This is a genomic window from Nocardia sp. NPDC049190, assembly GCF_040648115.1.
Lineage (GTDB): Bacteria > Actinomycetota > Actinomycetes > Mycobacteriales > Mycobacteriaceae > Nocardia.
In genome coordinates, this window is record NZ_JBEZDE010000002.1 from 321,248 (window position 1) to 341,480 (window position 20,233).

The 20,233-nt window shown below is 65.2% G+C and carries 20 protein-coding genes, 4 tRNA genes and 1 pseudogene; 2 read left to right on the top strand and 23 right to left on the bottom strand.

Features of this window, described 5'->3' with window-relative positions; all coding sequences use genetic code 11:
• Positions 1 to 30: 30 nt before the first annotated feature.
• The 21 genes and pseudogenes from AB0B25_RS03325 to AB0B25_RS03425 all read right to left on the bottom strand — a co-directional run bounded on the left by AB0B25_RS03325 (position 31) and on the right by AB0B25_RS03425 (position 15,845).
• Positions 31 to 1,041, bottom strand: coding sequence for an MCE family protein (locus AB0B25_RS03325; protein ID WP_357173955.1), 1,011 nt, complete (start codon positions 1,039 to 1,041; stop codon positions 31 to 33).
• On the bottom strand, positions 1,041 to 2,117 hold the full coding sequence (locus AB0B25_RS03330; RefSeq protein ID WP_357173958.1) for an MCE family protein: 1,077 nt from the start codon (positions 2,115 to 2,117) through the stop codon (positions 1,041 to 1,043). Before AB0B25_RS03330 ends, AB0B25_RS03325 begins: the two co-directional genes overlap by 1 nt.
• Positions 2,114 to 3,466: an MCE family protein gene (locus AB0B25_RS03335; RefSeq protein ID WP_357173961.1), complete on the bottom strand. Its 1,353-nt coding sequence runs from the start codon at positions 3,464 to 3,466 to the stop codon at positions 2,114 to 2,116. Before AB0B25_RS03335 ends, AB0B25_RS03330 begins: the two co-directional genes overlap by 4 nt.
• Positions 3,463 to 4,326 (bottom strand): ABC transporter permease, encoded by an 864-nt coding sequence (locus AB0B25_RS03340; protein WP_357173964.1) that lies wholly within the window; start codon positions 4,324 to 4,326, stop codon positions 3,463 to 3,465. The genes AB0B25_RS03335 and AB0B25_RS03340 overlap by 4 nt, the downstream gene beginning before the upstream one ends.
• A 4-nt stretch (positions 4,327 to 4,330) precedes the next feature.
• Positions 4,331 to 5,038 (bottom strand): ABC transporter permease, encoded by a 708-nt coding sequence (locus AB0B25_RS03345; RefSeq protein ID WP_357080431.1) that lies wholly within the window; start codon positions 5,036 to 5,038, stop codon positions 4,331 to 4,333.
• A gap of 98 nt (positions 5,039 to 5,136) precedes the next feature.
• Positions 5,137 to 6,213 carry an ABC transporter ATP-binding protein gene (locus tag AB0B25_RS03350; protein WP_357173966.1) on the bottom strand — a complete coding sequence of 359 codons (1,077 nt, stop codon included), beginning with the start codon at positions 6,211 to 6,213 and terminating at the stop codon, positions 5,137 to 5,139.
• Between the two features lie 243 nt (positions 6,214 to 6,456).
• Entirely contained in the window at positions 6,457 to 6,837 is a 381-nt protein-coding gene (gene rplL / locus AB0B25_RS03355) for a 50S ribosomal protein L7/L12 (RefSeq protein ID WP_043733084.1), read from the bottom strand.
• Between the two features lie 66 nt (positions 6,838 to 6,903).
• Positions 6,904 to 7,443, bottom strand: coding sequence for a 50S ribosomal protein L10 (gene rplJ / locus AB0B25_RS03360; RefSeq protein WP_357173969.1), 540 nt, complete (start codon positions 7,441 to 7,443; stop codon positions 6,904 to 6,906).
• A 459-nt stretch (positions 7,444 to 7,902) separates the two neighbouring features.
• Positions 7,903 to 8,547 (bottom strand): ankyrin repeat domain-containing protein, encoded by a 645-nt coding sequence (locus AB0B25_RS03365; RefSeq protein WP_357173972.1) that lies wholly within the window; start codon positions 8,545 to 8,547, stop codon positions 7,903 to 7,905.
• A gap of 32 nt (positions 8,548 to 8,579) precedes the next feature.
• Positions 8,580 to 9,887, bottom strand: a complete 1,308-nt coding sequence (locus AB0B25_RS03370; protein WP_357173975.1) for a hypothetical protein — start codon at positions 9,885 to 9,887, stop codon at positions 8,580 to 8,582.
• Positions 9,888 to 9,972: 85 nt separating this feature from the next.
• Positions 9,973 to 10,227: pseudogene (locus AB0B25_RS03375) on the bottom strand (IS5/IS1182 family transposase); the annotation flags it as partial.
• A gap of 174 nt (positions 10,228 to 10,401) precedes the next feature.
• Positions 10,402 to 11,115, bottom strand: a complete 714-nt coding sequence (gene rplA / locus AB0B25_RS03380) for a 50S ribosomal protein L1 (protein WP_357080420.1) — start codon at positions 11,113 to 11,115, stop codon at positions 10,402 to 10,404.
• A 98-nt stretch (positions 11,116 to 11,213) separates the two neighbouring features.
• Positions 11,214 to 11,648: a 50S ribosomal protein L11 gene (gene rplK / locus AB0B25_RS03385; protein ID WP_357080423.1), complete on the bottom strand. Its 435-nt coding sequence runs from the start codon at positions 11,646 to 11,648 to the stop codon at positions 11,214 to 11,216.
• Positions 11,649 to 11,744: 96 nt separating this feature from the next.
• On the bottom strand, positions 11,745 to 12,524 hold the full coding sequence (gene nusG / locus AB0B25_RS03390) for a transcription termination/antitermination protein NusG (RefSeq protein WP_357174166.1): 780 nt from the start codon (positions 12,522 to 12,524) through the stop codon (positions 11,745 to 11,747).
• A 113-nt stretch (positions 12,525 to 12,637) separates the two neighbouring features.
• Entirely contained in the window at positions 12,638 to 13,039 is a 402-nt protein-coding gene (gene secE / locus AB0B25_RS03395) for a preprotein translocase subunit SecE (RefSeq protein WP_357173977.1), read from the bottom strand.
• Between the two features lie 108 nt (positions 13,040 to 13,147).
• A tRNA-Trp gene (locus AB0B25_RS03400) sits at positions 13,148 to 13,220 on the bottom strand.
• 220 nt (positions 13,221 to 13,440) lie between these two features.
• A complete protein-coding gene (locus AB0B25_RS03405; RefSeq protein WP_357174169.1) occupies positions 13,441 to 14,508 on the bottom strand; it encodes a fused (3R)-hydroxyacyl-ACP dehydratase subunits HadA/HadB in 1,068 nt (355 codons plus the stop codon).
• Between the two features lie 184 nt (positions 14,509 to 14,692).
• A complete protein-coding gene (gene rpmG, locus AB0B25_RS03410; RefSeq protein ID WP_011211653.1) occupies positions 14,693 to 14,863 on the bottom strand; it encodes a 50S ribosomal protein L33 in 171 nt (56 codons plus the stop codon).
• A gap of 41 nt (positions 14,864 to 14,904) precedes the next feature.
• Positions 14,905 to 14,980 (bottom strand) — tRNA-Met (locus AB0B25_RS03415).
• 93 nt (positions 14,981 to 15,073) lie between these two features.
• Positions 15,074 to 15,146 (bottom strand) — tRNA-Thr (locus tag AB0B25_RS03420).
• 616 nt (positions 15,147 to 15,762) lie between these two features.
• Positions 15,763 to 15,845: transfer RNA gene (locus tag AB0B25_RS03425), tRNA-Tyr, on the bottom strand.
• 176 nt (positions 15,846 to 16,021) lie between these two features.
• On the opposite strand from AB0B25_RS03425, the gene AB0B25_RS03430 reads away from it, so the two are divergent.
• Entirely contained in the window at positions 16,022 to 16,513 is a 492-nt protein-coding gene (locus AB0B25_RS03430; protein WP_357173980.1) for a YajQ family cyclic di-GMP-binding protein, read from the top strand.
• Positions 16,514 to 16,535: 22 nt separating this feature from the next.
• Here AB0B25_RS03430 and htpX read toward each other — a convergent pair whose 3' ends face one another.
• Both htpX and AB0B25_RS03440 read right to left on the bottom strand, forming a co-directional pair.
• Complete coding sequence (htpX, locus tag AB0B25_RS03435; RefSeq protein WP_357173981.1) at positions 16,536 to 17,414, bottom strand: zinc metalloprotease HtpX; 879 nt, start codon at positions 17,412 to 17,414, stop codon at positions 16,536 to 16,538.
• A gap of 256 nt (positions 17,415 to 17,670) precedes the next feature.
• A complete protein-coding gene (locus AB0B25_RS03440; protein WP_357173984.1) occupies positions 17,671 to 18,756 on the bottom strand; it encodes a polyprenyl synthetase family protein in 1,086 nt (361 codons plus the stop codon).
• Between the two features lie 199 nt (positions 18,757 to 18,955).
• On the opposite strand from AB0B25_RS03440, the gene AB0B25_RS03445 reads away from it, so the two are divergent.
• A complete protein-coding gene (locus AB0B25_RS03445) occupies positions 18,956 to 20,227 on the top strand; it encodes a geranylgeranyl reductase family protein (RefSeq protein ID WP_357173987.1) in 1,272 nt (423 codons plus the stop codon).
• Positions 20,228 to 20,233 lie beyond the last annotated feature (6 nt).

Sequence of the window (20,233 nt, forward strand, 5' to 3'; positions counted from 1 at the left end):
ATGAGATCTCTGCGCCAGGTGTACGCCACGTCAGTTACCTCCCAGCGTGCGCACCGGCGGACGGTAGCCCGGAATCTCCGGCAACGCGGGCGGCAACAGGTTGACGATCACCGCGTCGAACCAGCGGCCGGTGCCGAGCACGTTCGCGTAGAGACCGTAGAAGGGCGCCGCCAACTCCAGTGTCTTGGAAATGTTCCGCTGGTTGGCATTGAGCAGGTCGATGGAGGCGCGCAGGTTCCGCAGTGCCGGTCCGATCTGCTCTTCGTTGTCGTGCACCAGCGCGCTCAGTTCGGCCGACACCGTTCGGGCGCCGGACAGCAACTTGGCGATGGACTGCTGTCGAATGTTCAGCTCGGCGAGCAACTGACCGCCCGAGGCGAGTAGCCGCTCGAACTCGGCATTTCGGTCGGCGAGGATCTGGGTGGTCTGTCTGGTCGCGGCGAACAGCTTCTTCAGCTCCTCATCCCGCTTGGCCAGGGTCTCCGACAGCCGGGCGACACCGTCGATGGAGCCGCGGATCTGCGGCGGTGTGGTCGCGAACGCTTCGGACAGCACGCGCATGCTGGTGGCCAGCTGCGCGGTGTCGATCTGGTCGATGTTGCGCGCGGCGTCGGTGAACGCGTCCACCACGTCGTACGGAGACACCGTGCGAGACAACGGAATCCGGTCATGTGGATCGGCGGATGCCGACCCTCTGGGATCCAGCGCGAGATACTTCTGCCCGAGCAGCGTCTTGATCTGGATGGACGCGGTGGTCTCATTGCCGATCCAGGCGTCCTTGGTGCGGAAGTCCACGAGCACCCGATCACCATCGAGGCGGACATCGGAGACCGAGCCGACCTTGACGCCGGCGACGCGGACCTCGTTGCCCTTCTTGAGGCCCGCCGCTTCGGAGAACTCGGCGGTGTATTTGGTCCCCGCGCCGATGATCGGCAGCCGGTCGAAGAAGAACGCCGACACCGTCACCAACAGCACCATGGCCAGGCCGAGCGCGCCCAAGAACGCCGGGTGGCGCTTGCCGAGCAGGATGCGGTCGTCCATCAGCGAGCCTTCCCGTGGCAGCGCGGCGCGGCGTTGGTGTATAGCGGCTGGTTGACCGTCGGCAGTCCGGCAGGCAGGTTGAGTTGCGGCGCGTCGACCGCACCCGGGCCGACGACGATGTCGATGCCGCACAGATAGAACTGGAACCACGAGCCGTAACTACCGACGCGACCGAGCTTTTCCATCTTGATCGGGAGATTCCGCAGCGCTTCGTTCACTTCGTCTCGGCGGTCGTCGAGGGTGCCGGTGAGCTGGCTCAGACCCGCGATCGACCCTTGCAGCGTCGGCCGGACCGGCACGAGCAGGTCGGAGGTGGCCGCGGTCAGATCGGCGAGCGAAGTCACCGAGCGCCCGATCGTGTCGCGCTCGGCGGACAGGCCGCTGATCAGCGCCTCGGTGTTCACGATGAGCTGGTCGAACTGGTCGTCGCGCGCGTTGATCGTGTCCAGCACCGCGGTCAGGTTGCGGGTCAACTCACCGATCACCGCGTCCTTGTCCGCAATCTTGTTGGTCAGATTCGCGGTGCTCGCGACCAAGTCGTGGATCGTGCCCTGTTCACCCTGGAAGACCTGGATGATCTCGAAGGACAGCCGGTTCACGTCGTCGGCGGTCAGCGTGCGGAACAGCGGGCGAAAGCCGTTGAACAGCGTGGTGAGGTTCAGCGCGGGCCTGGTGTGCTCCACCGGGATGGTGCCGCCCTCGTTCAGCTTGCGGCCCGGCTCCCCGGTGCCCTGTTCCAACGCGATGTAGCGCTGGCCGACCAGGTTGCGGTACTTGATGGTGGCCGTGGTCGAGGCGGGGAGCCAGCTCCGGTCGGTGAGATCGAATTTCACCTCGGCCAGGCGTTTGTCGACGATCGATACGTCGGTGACCTTGCCGACCCGGACCCCGGCGATGCGCACCTCGTCACCCGGGTTGAGCGAGGTGACGTCGGTGAACCGGGCCATGAAACCCGTTCCACGGCCGCTGTAGTTGGCGATCGACAAAGCGAGGACGGTGGTCGCGAACAACGTCACGACGATGAAGACGATCAGCTTGGACAGCGGCCCACCCAGGCCGCGCAAGGACTGCTTCATCGAACACTCACCTCGCTCCCGCGGAATGCGGGCGCGCCTGCCCTGGTCACCCAACCCGGCACCTGCTCAGGCGCGACGCCGTTGGCCGCACCGTAGATCGCGCCGAGGGATTGCTGCTCCATCGGCGATCCGGCGATCGTCGGCACGGTGTTCGCCGGGTAGACGCCGAATTGCGGTGGTCGCAGCTTGCCGGTCACCTGGTCGCCCGGGTTGCGGCTGGGCACAGCGTAGGAGCCGTCGTTGTTCGGCCCGCCGGTGTACTGGCCGGGGTCGACGTTGACGGGCATCTCGGGGATGCACCACGGACCGCGGGTGTCCAGCCAGCGCGGCTCGTCCTGATTGGGGAGATACCTGCCCCGCGTGTTGGTCAGCTCGAGTGTCACCCGCGAGCCGGGTCGGTCGGTGCCCTTGCCGAAGAGTTGGTCGATGCGCGGCTTCATGTTCGCGAAGTTCGCCAGCGAACAGGCGTAGTTCGGCGAGTAGTAGGCCAGCTGTTCCAGCGCGGGGCGCGAGTCGGCGGCCAAGTCGATGATGTTGTCGCGGTTGGCGATCAAGAAGTCGGCGGTGCTCAACGAGGCCGGCGCCAGCGTCGCGTAGAGCGCATCGATATCGGTACGTCGCTGCACGATCGTCGCGTTGGTGGTGCGCAGGTTGTCCAGCGCCTGGATCAGTTGCGGCGCGGCGTCGGAGTAGGTGTCGGCCACCTGGGCGAAGCTGCGCAGATCCGCCCGCAGGTCCGGCAACACGCCATTGACCTGGCGGAAGATGTTGTCCAGCTTGTCCACGCTCGCACCCAGTTCGAAGCCCCGTCCGGCCAGCGCCTGGGACAGCGCCCCCAGGGTGGCGGCGAGGTCCTGCGGCGGAATCGCCTGCAGCAGCGGGAGCACATCATCGAGCAGCTTGCTCACCTCGATCGCGTTTCCGCTGACGTCCTGATGCAGCGTGACACCGTCGGTCACGTGCTGCGCACTGCGGTCCTCGGGAATCATCAGGGCAACGTAGCGCTCACCGAACAGCGTCTTGGGCAGCAGCCGCGCGGTCGCGTTCACCGGAATCTGGTTCGCCTTGTCCGGATCGATGGCCAGCCTCAGTGTCACCTTGCCACTCTCCGAGCGGCTGGAGCGCACCTCGCCGACCGGGATCCCGCGCACCTTCACGTCCGCGTTGCGAGTCAGCGAGTTGCCGACACTGTCGGTCACCAGATCGACATCGACGGTCCGCACGAATTGCTTGTTGTAGATCGCGATCGTCGTCCACAGGAACAACCCGACCACGAGGAAGAACACGATCCCCAGGACCCGCACCCGCAGTTTCTCGGTGGAACGCCAGGCCTGCACCCTGCCGCTCATCCGGCGACCCGCACCGTGGTCGTGGTGCCCCAGATCGCGAGACTGAGAAAGAAGTCGAGCACGTTCACCAGCACAATCGCGGCGCGGACCGCGCGACCGACCGCGACGCCGACGCCGGCCGGGCCACCGGTGGCGTGAAAACCGTAGTAGCAATGCACCATGATGATTACGAAGGCGAAGACCAGCACCTTGAGGAAGGAATACAGCACGTCCTCCGGTGGCAGGAACAGGCTGAAATAGTGGTCATAGGACCCGCTGGATTGTCCGTTGAACCAGATGCTGACCATCCGGGACGCCAAGAATGTGCCGAGCAGGCCGACGACATACAGCGGGATCACCGCGAGGAATCCGGCAATCACCCGCGTGGTGACCAGAAACGGCACGCCAGGCACCGCCATCACCTCGAGCGCATCGATCTCCTCGGAAATCCGCATCGCGCCGAGCTGCGCGGTGAACCCACAGCCGACCGTCGCCGAGAGTGCGAGCGCGGCGACCAGCGGCGCGATCTCACGGGTGTTGATATACGCGGTGAGGAAGCCGGTGAGCACCGAACTGCCCAGTGCGTCGAGGGCCTTGAAGCCCTGCAGTCCGACAACGACACCGACCGAGCCGGACATGAACACGATGACACCGATGGTGCCGCCGATCACCGCGAGCGCACCCGTACCGAAGGTGACCTCGGCGAGCAGCCGCATGACTTCCTTGCGGTAATGCACGGCGGTGCGCGGAATCCAAGCGATCGTGCGCGAGTAGAACGACATCTGATCGCCCGCGCGATCGACGATGTTCAGCGGTGCGCGTAGCGCGTCCCCCACCCGGCGTACTGATCTGGCGACCGGGGTTCGATACGAGGTGGCCATCGGATCAAGCGCCCTTTGCCGGGACGACCTGCAGATACACCAGGGTCAGGACGAGGTTCACGAAGAACAGCACCAAGAACGTGATCACCACGGATTGGTTCACCGCGTCACCGACTCCTTTCGGACCCCCTTTGGGATGCAACCCCTTGTACGCGGCGATCACGCCGGCGAGCAGGCCGAACACCGCCGCCTTGATCTCGCCGATCCACAGGTCCGGCAGTTGGGCGAGGGCGGAGAAGGAGGCCAGATAGGCGCCAGGGGTTCCGCCCTGCAGCAGCACGTTGAAGAAGTACCCGCCCGCGATGCCGACGACCGACACCAGGCCATTGAGCAGCAACGCGACCAGCATCATGCCGATCACGCGCGGTACCACCAGCTTTCGCACCGGGTCGACACCGAGCACTTCCAGCGCGTCGATCTCCTCACGGATGGTCCGTGAGCCCAGATCGGCGGCCACTGCCGAACCGGCGGCGCCCGCGATGATCAGTGCCGTGACCACCGGAGCCGCCTGCTGGACGGTGGCGAGAACACTGGTTGCGCCGCTGAAAGATTCCGCACCGAGCTGCTTGATGAGCGAGCCGGTCTGCAGTGCGACGACCGCGCCGAAGGGAATCGCGACCAGCGCGCTGGGCAGGATGGAGACACTGGCGATGAACCACGACTGCTCGATGAACTCCCGCCACTCGAACGGGCGTCGGAACGTCTTGCGCATCACGTCGATGAAGAGCGCGAAGATGTTGCCGGCCTGGGCAAACCCCGACTCCAGAGGAGCTCGTAATCGCGCCGGGGAGGAAGTCACGATCGGATATGTTACCCGCTGGTTGTGTTGTGTCGCAGGCTAGTGTCGTAACCGCCGCCGTGATGTTTTGCCAGGTCGCGGTCGTTGTACGCCATTACCTGGGTGTCGTCGTTCTCCGCAAGTGATTCACGAATCGCATCTTGTGCGGCGGGCGGCAGCGTGTGCATGATCCCGCGAACACGTTCCTTCCGGCGGATGACGCCCTGCCGCACCGGCATACCCGGAGTCGCGCGCATCTGCGGGATGATCCCTTCGACCTCCTCGGCGCCACCGTGGTGGTGACCGGCGTCCACCAGGGCCTGCTCGCGCGCCATCTGCGCCTCGTCCTTCTCCTCGGACATGCCGATCGGCCCGATCATGCGGCCGTTGAGGAACTGCTTGACCACCGGTTCTTCCGAGGTGAGCAGCACCTCACGCGGACCGAACATCACCAACTGGCGACGGAACAGCATGCCGATGTTGTCCGGCACCGTCCGGGCCAGGTTGATGTTGTGCGTGACGATAAGGATCGTGGCGTCGATCTGGGCGTTGATATCGATGAGCAGCTGGCTCAGGTAGGAGGTGCGCACCGGGTCGAGGCCCGAGTCGGGCTCGTCGACCAGGATGATCTGCGGATCGAGCACCAGGGCGCGAGCCAATCCGGCGCGCTTGCGCATACCACCGGAAATCTCGCCGGGCAGCTTGTTCTCGGCTCCGAGTAGACCGGTCAGCTCCAGTTTCTCCATCACGATCTTGCGGATCTCGCCCTCGCCCTTCTTCGTGTGCTCACGAAGCGGGAAGGCGACATTGTCGAACAGATTCATCGACCCGAACAACGCGCCGTCCTGGAACAGCACGCCGAACAACTTGCGAATTTCGTAGAGCTCCTTGTTGGAGCAGGTCGTGATATCGGTGCCGTCGATAAAGATCGAACCGCGCTCCGGGCGCAGCAGGCCGATCAGCGACTTCAGAAATACCGACTTACCGGTACCCGACGGGCCGAGCAGGGCGCTGACCTCGCCGGAAGGCAATGTCAGCGAAACGTCCTGCCAAATTCGCTGCGAACCGAAGGACTTGGTGACACTTTCGGTCCTGACCTCGACGCCCACGCCAACCTCCACATTTCTCAGCGAGCTGCCCACGGGCGCACCCGTGCCCGATCATCGCGATGCGTCACGTCACAGTGGGTTCGGTCACTCTAACCCATCGGCGAGACGGGGCACACGCCAACCTGACTGAAGAGTAACCCCGCAATCTTCTCGATATTCACCATTCCGCCCACGTTGCCGGAAAGAGCAAACGGGCGGCTCCCTTTCGCAGGGAACCGCCCGTTTGCGCGTTTCGGTCGGGAATTACTTGACCGAGACCTTGGCGCCGGCCTCTTCCAGCTTCGCCTTGGCGGCCTCGGCGGCCTCCTTGGCAACCTTCTCCAGGATCGGCTTCGGGGCGCTCTCGACGAGGTCCTTGGCTTCCTTCAGGCCCAGACCGGAGACGATCTCGCGGACCACCTTGATGACCTGGATCTTCTTGTCGCCGGCGCCCTCGAGGACGACGTCGAACTCGTCCTGCTCCTCAGCGGCCTCAGCCGGAGCGGCGGCGCCACCAACAGCGGCGACGGCGACCGGAGCAGCCGCGGTGACCTCGAACTTCTCCTCGAACTTCTTCACGAAGTCCGACAGCTCGAGCAGAGTCATGTTGCCGAAGGTCTCGAGCAGTTCGTCAACGTTGGCCATTGTTGTTTTCCTTTCGGTAGTTGATGTCTATGAGGGCGAGCCACTGGCGAGTCACCCGCACGGGTATTACTCGGCGGCCGTCGCGCCTTCTTCAGCCTGCTTCTTCTCCTGCAGCGCGGCGGCCAAGCGGGCCACCTGCGAGGCGGGAGCGTTGAACAGACCGGCGGCCTTGCTGAGGTTGCCTTTGAGCGCACCGGCCAGTTTGGCCAGCAGGACCTCGCGGGTTTCCAGGTCGGCGATCCGCTCGACCTCGGACACGGACAGCGGAGCGCCGTCCATGTAGCCGCCCTTGATGATGAGCGCCTTGTTGTCCTTCGCGAAGGTCTTCAGGGCCTTGGCCGCGTTGACCGGCTCACCCGAAATGAAGGTGATCGCGGTCGGTCCGACGAACAGGTCGTCGAGGCCTTCCACGCCCGCCTCGGCGGCGGCACGCTTGACCAGGGTGTTCTTGGCGACGGAGTACGTGGCGTCGGCGCCGAGCGCGCGCCGCAGCTCGGTGAGCTTGCCGACCGACAGGCCACGGTATTCCGTGACGACGGTGGCCGTCGAGCTCTTGAACTGCTCCGCGATCTCCTCGACCGCGGTGATCTTCTCGGGTTTTGCCATACTTCGCCTCCTCTCTGATGGTCGGTTCGTATACGCGAACTACCGATCAGTGGCCGGCGACAAAACAAACGCCCCGGACGCAAGGCGTCCCGGGGCGCAAAAGAAAACCGATCGGGGGCTTGCCCCGGTCAATTCCCAGCCTCGGATCTGCCTGCGTGGGCCGCCGGCAATGTCGCCGGACCTTCGACCGAACCCATGCGGGAACGGCGACCAACGGTCTTCGGTAGAACGGATTGGGTAGCGATCGAACTGGTCGATAACTGGTGGTCAGTGTACCCGGACCGGTCCGCATCTGCCAAAACGGCCCCCTGTGAACGAAATCGAGGCGACTCGGCCCGCGAACTGCTATGGCGTAGATCACCTTTCTCTTCTCGACTACTGGCGCAACCGACAATTTCTTCCCGACCAGGAGTGACGGCATTGTGTCTTGAACCGCGCGGTTGTTGCGGCCGCAGGTGGTCACGGTGACTCCACGGGAATGTCGTGCTCGCGCAGCCAGCCGATGATTTGGTCGCGCTCGGCGCGGGCGTGCTCGGTCAGCAGCATCGCCGAGGTCATGAAGATATAGCGTTGGAACGTTGCGCCCTGCCGGTTGTTCAGGGTCGGATCGGCACCTGCGTCGAGCAGGTCCATGATGGTGCGGTAGTCGTTGATCTCACCGGCCATGTGTAGGGGCGTATCGCCGACGTGATCGGTGCGGTCCGGGTCGACTCCCGCCGCCAGCAGCAGGCGGATGTTCGCATGCCGTCGGTGCATGACCGCGTCCATGAGGGGCGTGTGACCGTTTCTCCGATTGACGATGTCCACCTCGGCGCCGCGGGTGATGAGTTCGGTCAGATACCCACTGTCGTCAGCGATCGCGGCATAGTGCATTACAGTGTCGCCGGCGTGATCGGTGTGCCGCACGTCGGCACCGGCATCGAGGAGCACCTCGAACGAACCCCGACTCCGGTGGTATATGGCCCATTCGAGCAGGCTGGCGCCATCCGAGCCGACCGCACCGGGATCGGCGCCCTCGCGCAGCAGGCTCGCCACCTCGACGCGGCTGTCGCGAGCGATCGCGTCTGCGACGCGTCCGACCGCCGAATCGGGGAAATCCGCCATTGGATGAACCTTCCTTCTGCGCCGACACCGCATCACGCCATCAGTCCATAGTTGCCGGGATCGCTGTTCGGGGCGGTCCACGGGCGAGACCGGTCCAGAGAATCGATGACCGCGTTCATTCTGTGCAGGTCAATTCTGTGACCGAGGCGAGTACGTAGGCCGGGATTCGTCGGGGGTGCCGGATCAGGTAGCACGATCCGGCACCCGAGCGAGGGACGCGCCCGGCCAATCCCCTGCGCGACCGCCGTCCCGGTCGTCACCCCGGCCAGCCCGGCACCCAATAGTCCCCCCAAGCCGGCACGAGACGGCCCCAACATCCGTCCGACCGCCCAACCCGTCGCGCCGCCCGCCGGGGAACCCATGACACCGCCCAAGACGCCGCCGATCAGGGACCGCCGTCTGGATAGGTCGTCATGGAACGCTGTGACCGGTTCGCCGTCGACGACGTAGCTGCGAATGAGGCCGCCATCGGCATACGCGCGCGCCGCGGCCGGATCCAATCCGAATCGTTCCAGGGTCTGGTCGGCGAGACCGGCCGCATTGAACGTCACCGCGGGCACGTCGGAGGTCAGCGCGGCCAAATCGGCGAGTCCGCCGCCGAGCGAATGTCCGGTCACCGCAAGGTTTCCGCCGGAGTGCACCTTCATCAGTTTCGCAAGCCGGACCGCCTGCTCATATTGCGGTTCCCGTAGACCCATGCCTTGGGTGATATTTGTCTGCACATCGCGCCAGATATCGCGCCAATTACGCTCGGCGGTGCCCGCGAAGGCAAGCACCGTATCCTGGCTGCCGTCGGCGTTGTCACGCCGGTAGACGGCGGACGTGAAGCCGGATTTGGGGTTGTCGAGTTCCGCACCTATCCCGGCGGGCAGCTCATTCGGGGTGACACGCCGGAAACCGTCGATCACGACATGATCGCCGTCGCGGGCCGGCGGACGGTAGACCTCGTCGGCGATTCGGGCGAACGACAGGTCCGATTCCTGTGGTCGCCGGCCGCGGCGGGCGTCGGCAAAGAGCTTATCCAAACTGCCACCGGTGTCGACACGGGCATGGCCGGGTTCGTGGTGCATCGAGTCATCCGGCTCGCGATGGCCGAAACTGTCGGGCTCGCGGTGCTCTGCGGGGACGGCGGGCCGGGGCTTGCCCGCCGAATCCCCGCCAGATTCCCTGTGATCGAACAATCGTTCACCGGCCGCGTCGACTCCCTTGAACTCCGTTGCCGCACCGGAGATTTTGCGCTTGTTCGACGTGAGGGCATGGTGTAGGCCCCACCCAATCTGCTTGGTCGCGGTGGCCAGCCGTTCGATGATGTGGTCGAGAATTCGAACCGTGTCCGTCAACCGCGCACCGACTCCGCCCTCAGACATGATTTTCGGTTTCGAAGCTACTACAGGGCAGACCAAGTAAGAGGATCCGGCATTTGGATCATGTGAGGCGGCGTGTGGTCGGGCGTGTGGGCCAGCGGTAGATGGTGCAGGCACGCTGGATGAGTTGACGCACGGTGATGATGGCGGCGGCGGCGAGGTAAACGTAAAGGTCGATGATGCCGCCGTCGCGGTCGGTGCAGCGGCGGAACTTGCCGAATTCGTTCATCCACGAGTTCGTGCGCACGACGACCCATCGCATGCCGGGCTGGATCGGCGCGGAAACGCTTTTGCGGGCGATGGCCCCGGTCAGGCCGGGCCCGGTGCGCAGCTCGCGGGTCTTGGCGGAGTCGTCGCGGGTGCACCCGGGCGTCGGTGGGCAATCCACCCGCAGGCAGGTCTGCCACCTGCCGGCGGGATTAGTCCGCGAACACGCAACGGCGGGAACGCGATGCGCGTTCCCGCCGTTGCGGTGATGCTCGAGTGCTGCTTACGCGTCCTCGTCGAGGAGGTTGCGGGTGCGGTTCGGGTCCACCGGGATGCCCGGTCCGGTGTTCGTCGAGACCGTCACCTTCTTGACGTAGCGGCCCTTGGCGGTCGACGGCTTGACACGCAGGATCTCATCCAGCGCGGCACCATAGTTCTCCACCAGTTTGGCGTCGTCGAAGGACGCCTTGCCGATGACGAAGTGCAGGTTGGCTTGCTTGTCGACCCGGAAGTTGATCTTGCCGCCCTTGATCTCGTTGACGGCTTTGGTCACATCGTTGGTGACCGTGCCAGTCTTCGGGTTCGGCATCAGACCACGCGGGCCGAGGACACGCGCGATGCGTCCGACCTTGGCCATCTGGTCCGGGGTGGCGATCGCGGCGTCGAAGTCCAGCCAGCCACCCTGGATCCGCTCGATCAGGTCCTCGGCGCCGACCGCGTCCGCACCGGCGGCCTCGGCCTCGGCGGCCTTCTCGCCGGCCGCGAACACGATCACACGGGCGGTCTTACCGGTGCCGTGCGGCAGGTTCACGGTGCCGCGGACCATCTGGTCCGCCTTGCGCGGGTCCACACCGAGACGCACGGCGACCTCGACGGTCGCGTCGGTCTTGGTGGTGGCGGTCTCCTTCGCCAGGCGCGTGGCGGCCAGCGGGGAGTAGAGCGTCGTGCGATCGACCTTTTCGGCCGCGGCGAGATACGCCTTGCTTCGTTTTGCCATGATTCTCTGTCCTGTTCAATCGGTTCAGAAGTGGTTATCGGGTCTGGCCGACCCTCCCACCGGAGCTGTGGGGCCCGTGCCGTGTTCCGTGGCGGAACTCAGCCCTCGACGGTGATACCCATCGAGCGCGCGGTACCCGCGATGATCTTGGCCGCCTGCTCGATGTCGTTGGCGTTCAGATCTTCCTGCTTGGTCTTGGCGATCTCGCGCACCTGATCCATGGTCACCTTGGCGACCTTGTTGCGGTGCGGCTCGGCCGACCCCTTCTGCACGCCGGCGGCCTTGAGCAGCAGCTTGGCGGCGGGCGGAGTCTTCAACTTGAAGTCGAAGGACCGGTCCTCGTACACCGAGATCTCGACCGGGATGACGGTGCCACGCTGCGACTCGGTCGCCGCGTTGTACGCCTTGCAGAACTCCATGATGTTGACGCCGTGCTGACCGAGCGCGGGACCGACCGGAGGGGCCGGGTTCGCCTGGCCGGCCTGGATCTGGAGCTTGATGATCCCGGCGAGCTTCTTCTTCTTGGGGGGCATCTTTCTTTCCTAGGTGTTTGTTGTCCTTGCTCTTTGCAAGTCGTGGTGTGGCGATCTTCGACCGGGCGGACTCGCCCGGCCGGTGAAAGAACGGATCTAGATCTTCGCGACCTGGGTGAATGCCAGCTCGACCGGGGTCTCGCGACCGAAGATCGATACGAGCACCTTGAGCTTCTGCTGCTCGGCGTTGACCTCGGAAATGCTGGCCGGCAGCGTGGCGAACGGACCGTCCATCACGGTCACCGACTCGCCGACCTCGAAGTCCACCTCGATGGTCGGCTTCGGCGCGATGTCGCCAGCGGTCTCGGCGCCGGTAGCGGCGGCGACCGCGGGCTTCTTCTGCTGCTGGGCGGCCGGTACCAGGAACTTCACCACGTCGTCGATGGATAGCGGCGAGGGGCGCGAGGTAGCGCCGACGAATCCGGTGACGCCGGGGGTGTTGCGCACCGCGCCCCATGACTCGTCGTTGAGCTCCATCCGCACCAGGATGTAGCCGGGCAGCACTTTGCGGTTGACGTGCTTGCGCTGACCGTTCTTGATCTCGGTGACCTCTTCGGTCGGCACCTCGACCTGGAAGATGTAGTCCTCGAGGTCCAGGTTCTGCACCCGGGTCTCGAGGTTGGCCTTCACCTTGTTCTCGTAGCCCGCGTAGGAATGGATGACGTACCAGTCGCCGGGGGCGCGTCGCAGCGCGGACTTCATCTCGGCAACGGGATCGGCCGGCTCCGCATCGACCGGAGCGGCGACGGGCTCAGCGGGCTCCGATTCCTCGACCACGGGTTCGTCGGCCACAGACTCCTCGACGGCGTCGCTGGACTCGGCCACCGCGTCGTCGACCGGGAACTCGTCGTGTGTGTCGTTCTCCGGGGTGCTCACTGGGGCACTCGCTTCCTGTGTCGTCACGTACATCCTCTGCGTGCCGGGCCGGGCGCGCGGCGAAAGTCCTTCCGCCTGTGTCCGCCCCGGGATCGGCTATCGGCGTCGTTCAGCTAGCCGAACAGCCAGTTGACACCCTTGATGAACGCCAGATCCAACCCGCTGATGAACGCGACCATGAAAATCACGAACACCAGAACAACGCTCGTATAGGTGACCATCTGCTTCCGGTTGGGCCAGATCACCTTGCGCAGTTCCGCGATGACCTCACGCAAGAACCTGATCAAACGCTTGAACGGATTACCCGACTTCTTGCGTTCGGCCCGATCGGTTGTCTTGGTTGCTTTCCCGGACGGACGATCGAGTGTGGCGAGCACACCCGTGTCGGTGTGTGAGGACGACGCAGAGCGGGTCCGCCGGGCGGACCGCTTGCCGCTCGGCCGGTTCGCTGCGGCGGTGCCATCGCCGTCATCGGCGCCATGCGCGCCGTGGCGAATGTCCCGCTCGTCGCTCACGCCTTCTCCTCGCTGCGCTCGTCGTCGGCGTGCGTGATGCGCGCTGTGCCAATAGCTCGCTCGCTACGCTCGCTCACGTCGATCCTCTCTCGTCGCTGGCATCCAGGGCAGGGGCGACAGGACTTGAACCTGCAACCTGCGGTTTTGGAGACCGCTGCTCTGCCAATTGAGCTACGCCCCTTCGGTCGGACCGTGTTGCTGTCCTACCACTGTTCGATATTCAGTTGTGTCCGGGTGTCACACAACACGCGCGCTACTCCGGCAGTTGCCGGCCCCGTTGGCGATCCTCGCGGACCGCCTGGAACCAGCCCTACAGAGCAGCGCGCAGCGGCTGGTGACCCCAGAAATCTGAGTGTACGTTACCGGCCGCGGCATTAGCCAATCAGGGTCGCCCGACCAGGTCAGGCCAGTTGCACCGTCGCCGTCGCGCGCCCGAAGATCCGCTTTCCGGCCGACTTCGCCACGATGGCGACGACCGCCGTCTTGGTCTCCGGATCAACCGACTTCACCCTACCGGTGTACTCGACCTCGGCAGCCTCGTCGACACCCACATAGACCGGGCTGGTGAAGCGGACGTTGTATTCCTTCACCGCACCGGGATCGCCGAGCCACGCGGTGACGAAACCGCCGCCGAGCCCCATGGTGAGCATGCCGTGTGCGACGACGTCGTCCAGGTCGACCAACTTGACGACCTCATCGCTCCAGTGGATCGGATTCGCGTCGCCGGAGACGCCCGCGTAGTTCACCAGATCGCCGCGGGTCAGACGAACCGTCCGGGGAGGCAATTCGTCGCCGACCGAGACGTCCTCGAGGCGGAGCGCACGCTTGGTGGGCACAACCGCGGGGGCGGTGGTGACCGGCACGGGCGGCTCGGCGGCGGGCGGCGTACTGCGCGGGTGGTGTTGCGGCGCCTCTTCACCGATGCCGTGCATGAGTACGTTGCGGACAGCCGCGTTGAGGTTGGGGTCGATATCGCCGCCGCTGCGACCGACGAGCGTGGTGTAGGTGGTGAGCACCAGTTCGTCGTTCTGCGCGGTGACGATGTTCTTGGTGACGATGATGTCGCCGCCGAAGGCCTGCCGGAACGAGTGCAGGTAGACATCACAGGTCAGCTGGTCGCCGACCTTGATCGGCCGGTGCAGCTCGAGGATCTGGTCGGTCTGCAGAATTTGACTGAGGTCGTAGCCGGTGACCACCTGTTCGAACAGCTTGCGCTGGGCCAGAATCCCGACCAGGGAGATGAAGGTGACCGGTGCCAGCAGGTTGTCGTAGCCGTACTCCTGCGCGACGTCCTCGTCCCAGTGCACCGGGTGGTAGTCCTGCACGGCGCGGGCATATTCGCGCACCTTCTCGCGGCCGACCTCGTAGTAGTCGTCGACGCGGTAGTGGTGACCGACCATCGCCGCGGCGTGGGCCGCTGGATCGAACGCCTCGCCCGTCTGGACCGCTTCGTCTGTACCGGTGTTGATTGTCACGGGAGGACTGTACCTATCTGACCCCGTCGCCCGGAGTCTGCGGAGCGCTCACCACCGCACCCACACCGTGAAAATGCGTCAGGGCCGGACTAATGTCCGGCCCTCGCGATATCACGGCCCGAGATAACCGGGATGCGACTCCCGGCACTCCACCACGCGGTAGTTCACGCGTAGAGGACTAGCGGGATTCGCGGTGCGCCCGGTGCGTGCCACAGTTCGGGCAGAACTTCTTCAGCTCCAGCCGATCCGGGTCGTTACGCCGGTTCTTCTTGGTGATGTAGTTGCGGTGCTTGCACTGCTCGCAGGCCAAGGTGATCTTTGGCCGGACATCGGTGGACTTCGCGGCCACGATATGCCTTCTTTCCGGTACCTGATGGGCTTAATCGGTTGTGGTAGCGATGGCCGGACTTGAACCGGCGACACAACGATTATGAGTCGTTTGCTCTACCGACTGAGCTACACCGCCACGGCGTCGCATTGCCGTGGTCCCACGACCAACCCGGCCCAACCCCGCACCTACGGGAGCGATGCCGAGTCGGTCACCACCGGCAATCCGGCGAGCCCCCTAACGGAATCGAACCGTTGACCTTTTCCTTACCATGGAAACGCTCTGCCGACTGAGCTAAGGGGGCATGACTACATCCGCACCGAGCCCCGAACACTCGACCTCAGCGCGGTGAAGTCTTGGACGAGATTACACACTCACCGGTCTCACCACCAAACCGCGTGGTCAGAAGGGCAAATGCGTTGTGCTGGTCGGCCGCGCGGGCGCGGCGGGTTCGCGCCGTGAGACTCGCGCCGGGTGGGTTGCGCAGGTGCATTCGGCGAGGTTGTGGTGTTCGTGTGCGTTGTGAGACTCGCGGTGTGCGCGCGATGTGAGAGTTTGTGGCGTGCGGGCGTTGTGAGACTTTGCGTCACGAGGCGCGTCGGTCCCACAAAGAGGGCGATCATGCAAAGCGGGCGATCCCGCGCGCAACCGGTATCCCACCGCTCGACCAGTGCCGATCACAGACAAACATCCGATGACCACCCCGAGTGCGAGCACAAGCGTGACGAACCTCCATGGCCACCGCTCGCACTCCCCGCCGATCGATTCATGTGTTGACTTCCGCCGTCAACGCAATCAGCGGAGGGGGTCCGGGGGGCGAAGCCCCGCCGGGCGGGGCGTGGGGGTCGCACCCCCACAAGAAATGACGAAGTGAGCCCTGTACGCGCTTTCTGCGTACAGGGCTCACCCAGTGAACGAAGTGGCAGGTGTAGGATTCGAACCTACGTAGGCTCTCGCCGACAGATTTACAGTCTGCTCCCATTGGCCGCTCGGGCAACCTGCCTTTTGCGCTTTGTTCTGCGCGCTGAGCAGAATACATCGAACTGGCACCCTTAATGCAAACCGGCTGGCTATCGGCCATGCCGGGCGACTAACGTCGGCTCTCCGGGTAGAACTTGACGATGGCCGGAAGCATCCGGTTGTGGTGACCCGTTCGGACCGTCAGGACAGGAGCGCAGCGTGGCTGATTCGTCTTTCGATGTTGTGAGCAAGGTCGACCGACAGGAGGTCGACAACGCCCTGCATCAGGCGGAGAAGGAGCTGAACACCCGCTATGACTTCCGTGGCACCGGCGCCACGATCGAATGGTCCGGTGAGGACAAGATCGTGCTCACCGCCGAGGCGGAGGAACGCGTAAAGGCCGCGCTGGAGGTGTTCAAAGAGAAGCTGATTCGCCGCGACATCTCACTGAAGGCGTTCGACGCGGGCGACCCCGCCGCGTCCGGCAAGGTGTACAAGATCACCGGTTCGCTGGTCCAGGGGATCGATGCCGAGCATGCGAAGAAGATCTCCAAGAAGATCCGCGACGAAGGCCCCAAGGGCGTCAAGGCACAGATCCAAGGCGACGAACTGCGGGTGAGCAGTAAGAAGCGCGACGATTTGCAGGCCATCATCGCACTGCTGAAGGGCGAGGATTTCGGCATCGCGCTCCAGTTCGTCAACTACCGCTGACCGCCGAACCCGCGGATTTCACCTAGCGGTGCGGACCACCCGCCATTTCCTCCAGGCGGGTGATGCGCTCGGCCATCGGCGGGTGCGTGGAGAACCACCGCGCCGCCCGCTCGCCCGCACGAAACGGGTTGGCGATCATCAGGTGCGACTGCGCGGTCAGCTGTGGCTCCGGCGGCAAGGGAGCGGCCTGCACGCCGCGCTCCAATTTGCGCAGGGCGGCGGCGAGAGCCAGCGGGTCACCGGTGAGTTCGGCGCCGGATCGGTCGGCCTGATACTCGCGCGAGCGGGAGACGGCGAGCCTGATCAGGGTCGCGGCAATCGGGCCGAGCAGCGACACCAGGAGCACACCCAGGATGTTCGGACCCTCGCCATTGCGGTTACCGCCGAACATGGACGCGAAGAAGGCCAGATTGGCCAGACCGGAGATGACGGCCGCGAGCGCACCCGCGATCGAGGAGATCAGGATGTCGCGGTTGTAGACGTGCGAGAGCTCGTGGCCCAGCACGGCGCGCAATTCTCGCTCGTCGAGGATCTGCAGAATGCCGCTGGTAACGCACACCGCGGCGTGACGCGGGCTGCGGCCGGTAGCGAACGCGTTGGGCGCGTTGGTCGGGCTGATGTAGAGCCGCGGCATCGGCTGGCGCGCCGCGGTAGCCAGTTCGCGCACGATTCGGTAGATCACCGGCGCCTCCAGCTCGCTGACCGGCTGTGCGTGCATAGCCTTCAACGCGATCTTGTCGCTGTTGAAGTACGCGTACGCGTTCATACCCACAGCCAGCAGGATCGCGATGATCAGGATCGTCGGGCTGCGGAACATCGCACCGGCGAACACGATCAACGCCGAGAGCCCCACCATCAGCCCGAAGGTCTTCAGTCCATTCCCCAACGCGTGCCCGTGCATGCTTATCCGCCTCTCCGCGTCTTCAGCCATACAGGTCGGCGCCGCGAAACTTGGTCACAGGTCCTACGTCGAATTCCTGGTCGACTTCCGCGTGTACCCGACGAGTTACCCATGTGCTCACGAAATCAGTTGTCGCGCCGAGCCTGGGCTCGACTCTCTGTGCGCCAGCGTCTCGTCAATTGCTCTACACCAGGTCAACGACAGGAGACCGAACAAGGTTCCTGACCACAGGGCGGGTTCGCTGTGAGTTGTGCCGTTATCCGACGCGTTCGATGGTGTAGCGGACCAGCTTCTCGAGCGCGGTGTTGGCCGGTCCCGCGGGCAGCGCGGACAGCGCGGCGTACGCGATATCGGCATAGTCCTGCAGCTTGGCTTTGGCAAGCGCCATGCCGCGGGAGCGGGCGAGCAACTCGAGCGCCTCCGCGACCTCGTCGTCGGTCTGCAGCGGGTGGGCGAGTAATTTGCGCAGGCGGTCGCCCTCGCCGCCCTCGTCGCGCAGCGCGTACAACACCGGCAGGGTGTGCACGCCCTCGCGCAGGTCGGTGCCGGGGGTCTTGCCGGACTGCTCGGAGGCCGAGGAGATGTCGATGATGTCATCGGAGATCTGGAAGGCGGTGCCGACCGCGTCACCGAGGCGGGCCAGCCGCTCGATGTGCTCGATGTCGGCCCCGGAGAAGGTGCCGCCGAACCGTCCGGCGGCGGCGATCAGCGAACCCGTCTTCTCCCAGACCACGCGCAGGTAGTGCTCGACCGGGTCCTGGGATTCGCGGGCGCCCATGGTCTCACGCATCTGACCGGTGACCAGTTCGGCGAAGGTCTCGGCGATGATGCGCACCGCGTCCGGGCCGAGCGTCGATGTGAGTCGGGAGGCGTGTGCGAACAGGTAATCCCCCGCCAGAATGGCAATGTTATTGCCCCAGCGCGCGTTCACGCTCGATGCGCCGCGGCGCATCGACGCCTCGTCCATCACGTCGTCGTGGTAGAGCGTGGCCAGGTGTACCAATTCGACCACGGTGCCCGCCGTGATCAATGCGGGATCGGTGGGGCGCGGCCCGAGTTGTCCGGTCAGGATCGTGAATAGCGGCCGGAACCGCTTGCCGCCCGCTTTGGCCAGATGTAGGGCGGCTTCCTGCAGGAACTCCTCGCCATCGGACAGCTCGTCGACCAGGAGCTTCTCGACTTTGCCCATGCCGTCGCGCACTGTCGCGGCAAGCTCGATGTCACCTAGATCGACCCCGGCCACCACCGTGCTCACGTCGCTCCCGACGCCGGCGCGCTGATGCTCGCCTCCGTCGTACCTGCCGCGCGCTGTGTTCATGATTCGCTCGCTTCGCTCGCTCATGGCCGATGTGCTCATTTCTTCTCCCAGCGATGCGTCCGACCCCACGGTAGAGAACCTAGCGTGTCCCCGTCCGATGGCCCATGAACACCGTCACTCTGCGGGCGATCCCACGATTCCGCGCAGCGTTGTTCGTGATCGTCGATCGCCCAGGTGCGACCGCCGTCGACACCGCCGAGACTGCCCTGCGAGTATTGAGCCCATGGGTTCACCGGAAGTCACTCCCGCAGGCGGCAACCGGGGCGCGTTGCCCACCCGGGCCGAAGTGCTGGTCGTCGGTGCGGGCCCGGCCGGTTCGGCCTCGGCAGCCTGGGCCGCTCGAGCGGGTCGGGACGTACTGCTCATCGACTCGGCTGTCTTCCCGAGGGACAAGACCTGTGGTGATGGCCTGACCCCGCGCGCGACCGCCGAACTGGAGCATCTCGACCTCGGCGACTGGGTGCGCGCACACACCGTCAACCACGGCCTGCGGATGACCGGTTTCGGCCGCGAGGCCCTGCTGCGTTGGCCGGGCGGTTCCTTTCCGACGTACGGAAGTGCCATTCCGCGAACCGAACTCGATGACAAGCTACGCGAGACCGCGGTGAAGTCCGGCGCACGGATGCTCGACGGCACAAAGGTGGTCGATGTCACCCGCGCGGACGACCGGGTCACCGGGGTGACGGTACGCACGGCCGACGGCGCGCGAACGATCGCGTGTCGGATGTTGGTGGTCGCCGATGGCGTGCGCTCACCGGTCGGGCGGCTACTCGGCCGGACGTGGCACCGGCAGTACGCCTACGGCACCGCGGCCAGGGCCTACATCAAGTCCGGCCGCAGCGACGACCCGTGGATCAGCTCGCATCTGGAATTGCGCGACGCCGCCGGTCGACTGGTCCCCGGATACGGCTGGGTCTTTCCACTCGGCAACGGCGAGGTCAATATCGGTGTCGGGTCGCTGGCGACCGAGCAGCGACCGTCGCACATCGCGCTGAAACCGCTGCTCGAGCACTACACCTCGCTGCGCCGAGCGGAGTGGCACTTCGAAGGCTCGCTGCGTGCGGTGGCGTCGGCGCTGCTGCCCATGGGCGGCGCGGTGTCGCATGTCGCCGGACGTAACTGGGTGCTGGTCGGCGACGCCGCGGGCTGCGTGAACCCGCTCAACGGTGAAGGCATCGATTACGGCCTCGAAGGTGGCCATATGCTGGCCGAACTGCTGGACGAGCCGGATTTCACGAGTATCTGGCCGCAGTTGCTGCGGGCGCGTTACGGGCGCAGCTTCTCCGTCGCCCGCAGAATCGCGGGCCTGGCCACCCACCCCCGGGTTGTTCCGCTGGCCGGTCCCCCCGTGATGCGCTCGAAGTATCTGCAACGTACGGCGGTGCGCGTGATGGGCAACCTGGTGACCGACGAGGACGTGGACCTGACCGCGCGGGCCTGGCGCACCGCGGGACGCGGGTCCATGCGCTTCGACGAACTGCAGCCATTCGCCTAGGAGTTG

Excerpts from the sequence above, each read along its gene's own strand:
- AB0B25_RS03325 (WP_357173955.1), bottom strand. The coding sequence starts at position 1,041 with ATGGACGACCGCATCCTGCTCGGCAAGCGCCACCCGGCGTTCTTGGGC.
- AB0B25_RS03330 (WP_357173958.1), bottom strand. The coding sequence starts at position 2,117 with ATGAAGCAGTCCTTGCGCGGCCTGGGTGGGCCGCTGTCCAAGCTGATC.
- AB0B25_RS03335 (WP_357173961.1), bottom strand. The coding sequence starts at position 3,466 with ATGAGCGGCAGGGTGCAGGCCTGGCGTTCCACCGAGAAACTGCGGGTG.
- AB0B25_RS03340 (WP_357173964.1), bottom strand. The coding sequence starts at position 4,326 with ATGGCCACCTCGTATCGAACCCCGGTCGCCAGATCAGTACGCCGGGTG.
- AB0B25_RS03345 (WP_357080431.1), bottom strand. The coding sequence starts at position 5,038 with ATGCGCAAGACGTTCCGACGCCCGTTCGAGTGGCGGGAGTTCATCGAG.
- rplL (WP_043733084.1), bottom strand. The coding sequence starts at position 6,837 with ATGGCCAACGTTGACGAACTGCTCGAGACCTTCGGCAACATGACTCTG.
- rplJ (WP_357173969.1), bottom strand. The coding sequence starts at position 7,443 with ATGGCAAAACCCGAGAAGATCACCGCGGTCGAGGAGATCGCGGAGCAG.
- AB0B25_RS03365 (WP_357173972.1), bottom strand. The coding sequence starts at position 8,547 with ATGGCGGATTTCCCCGATTCGGCGGTCGGACGCGTCGCAGACGCGATC.
- rplA (WP_357080420.1), bottom strand. The coding sequence starts at position 11,115 with ATGGCAAAACGAAGCAAGGCGTATCTCGCCGCGGCCGAAAAGGTCGAT.
- rplK (WP_357080423.1), bottom strand. The coding sequence starts at position 11,648 with ATGCCCCCCAAGAAGAAGAAGCTCGCCGGGATCATCAAGCTCCAGATC.
- htpX (WP_357173981.1), bottom strand. The coding sequence starts at position 17,414 with ATGCACGGGCACGCGTTGGGGAATGGACTGAAGACCTTCGGGCTGATG.
- AB0B25_RS03440 (WP_357173984.1), bottom strand. The coding sequence starts at position 18,756 with ATGAGCGAGCGAAGCGAGCGAATCATGAACACAGCGCGCGGCAGGTAC.
- AB0B25_RS03445 (WP_357173987.1), top strand. The coding sequence starts at position 18,956 with ATGGGTTCACCGGAAGTCACTCCCGCAGGCGGCAACCGGGGCGCGTTG.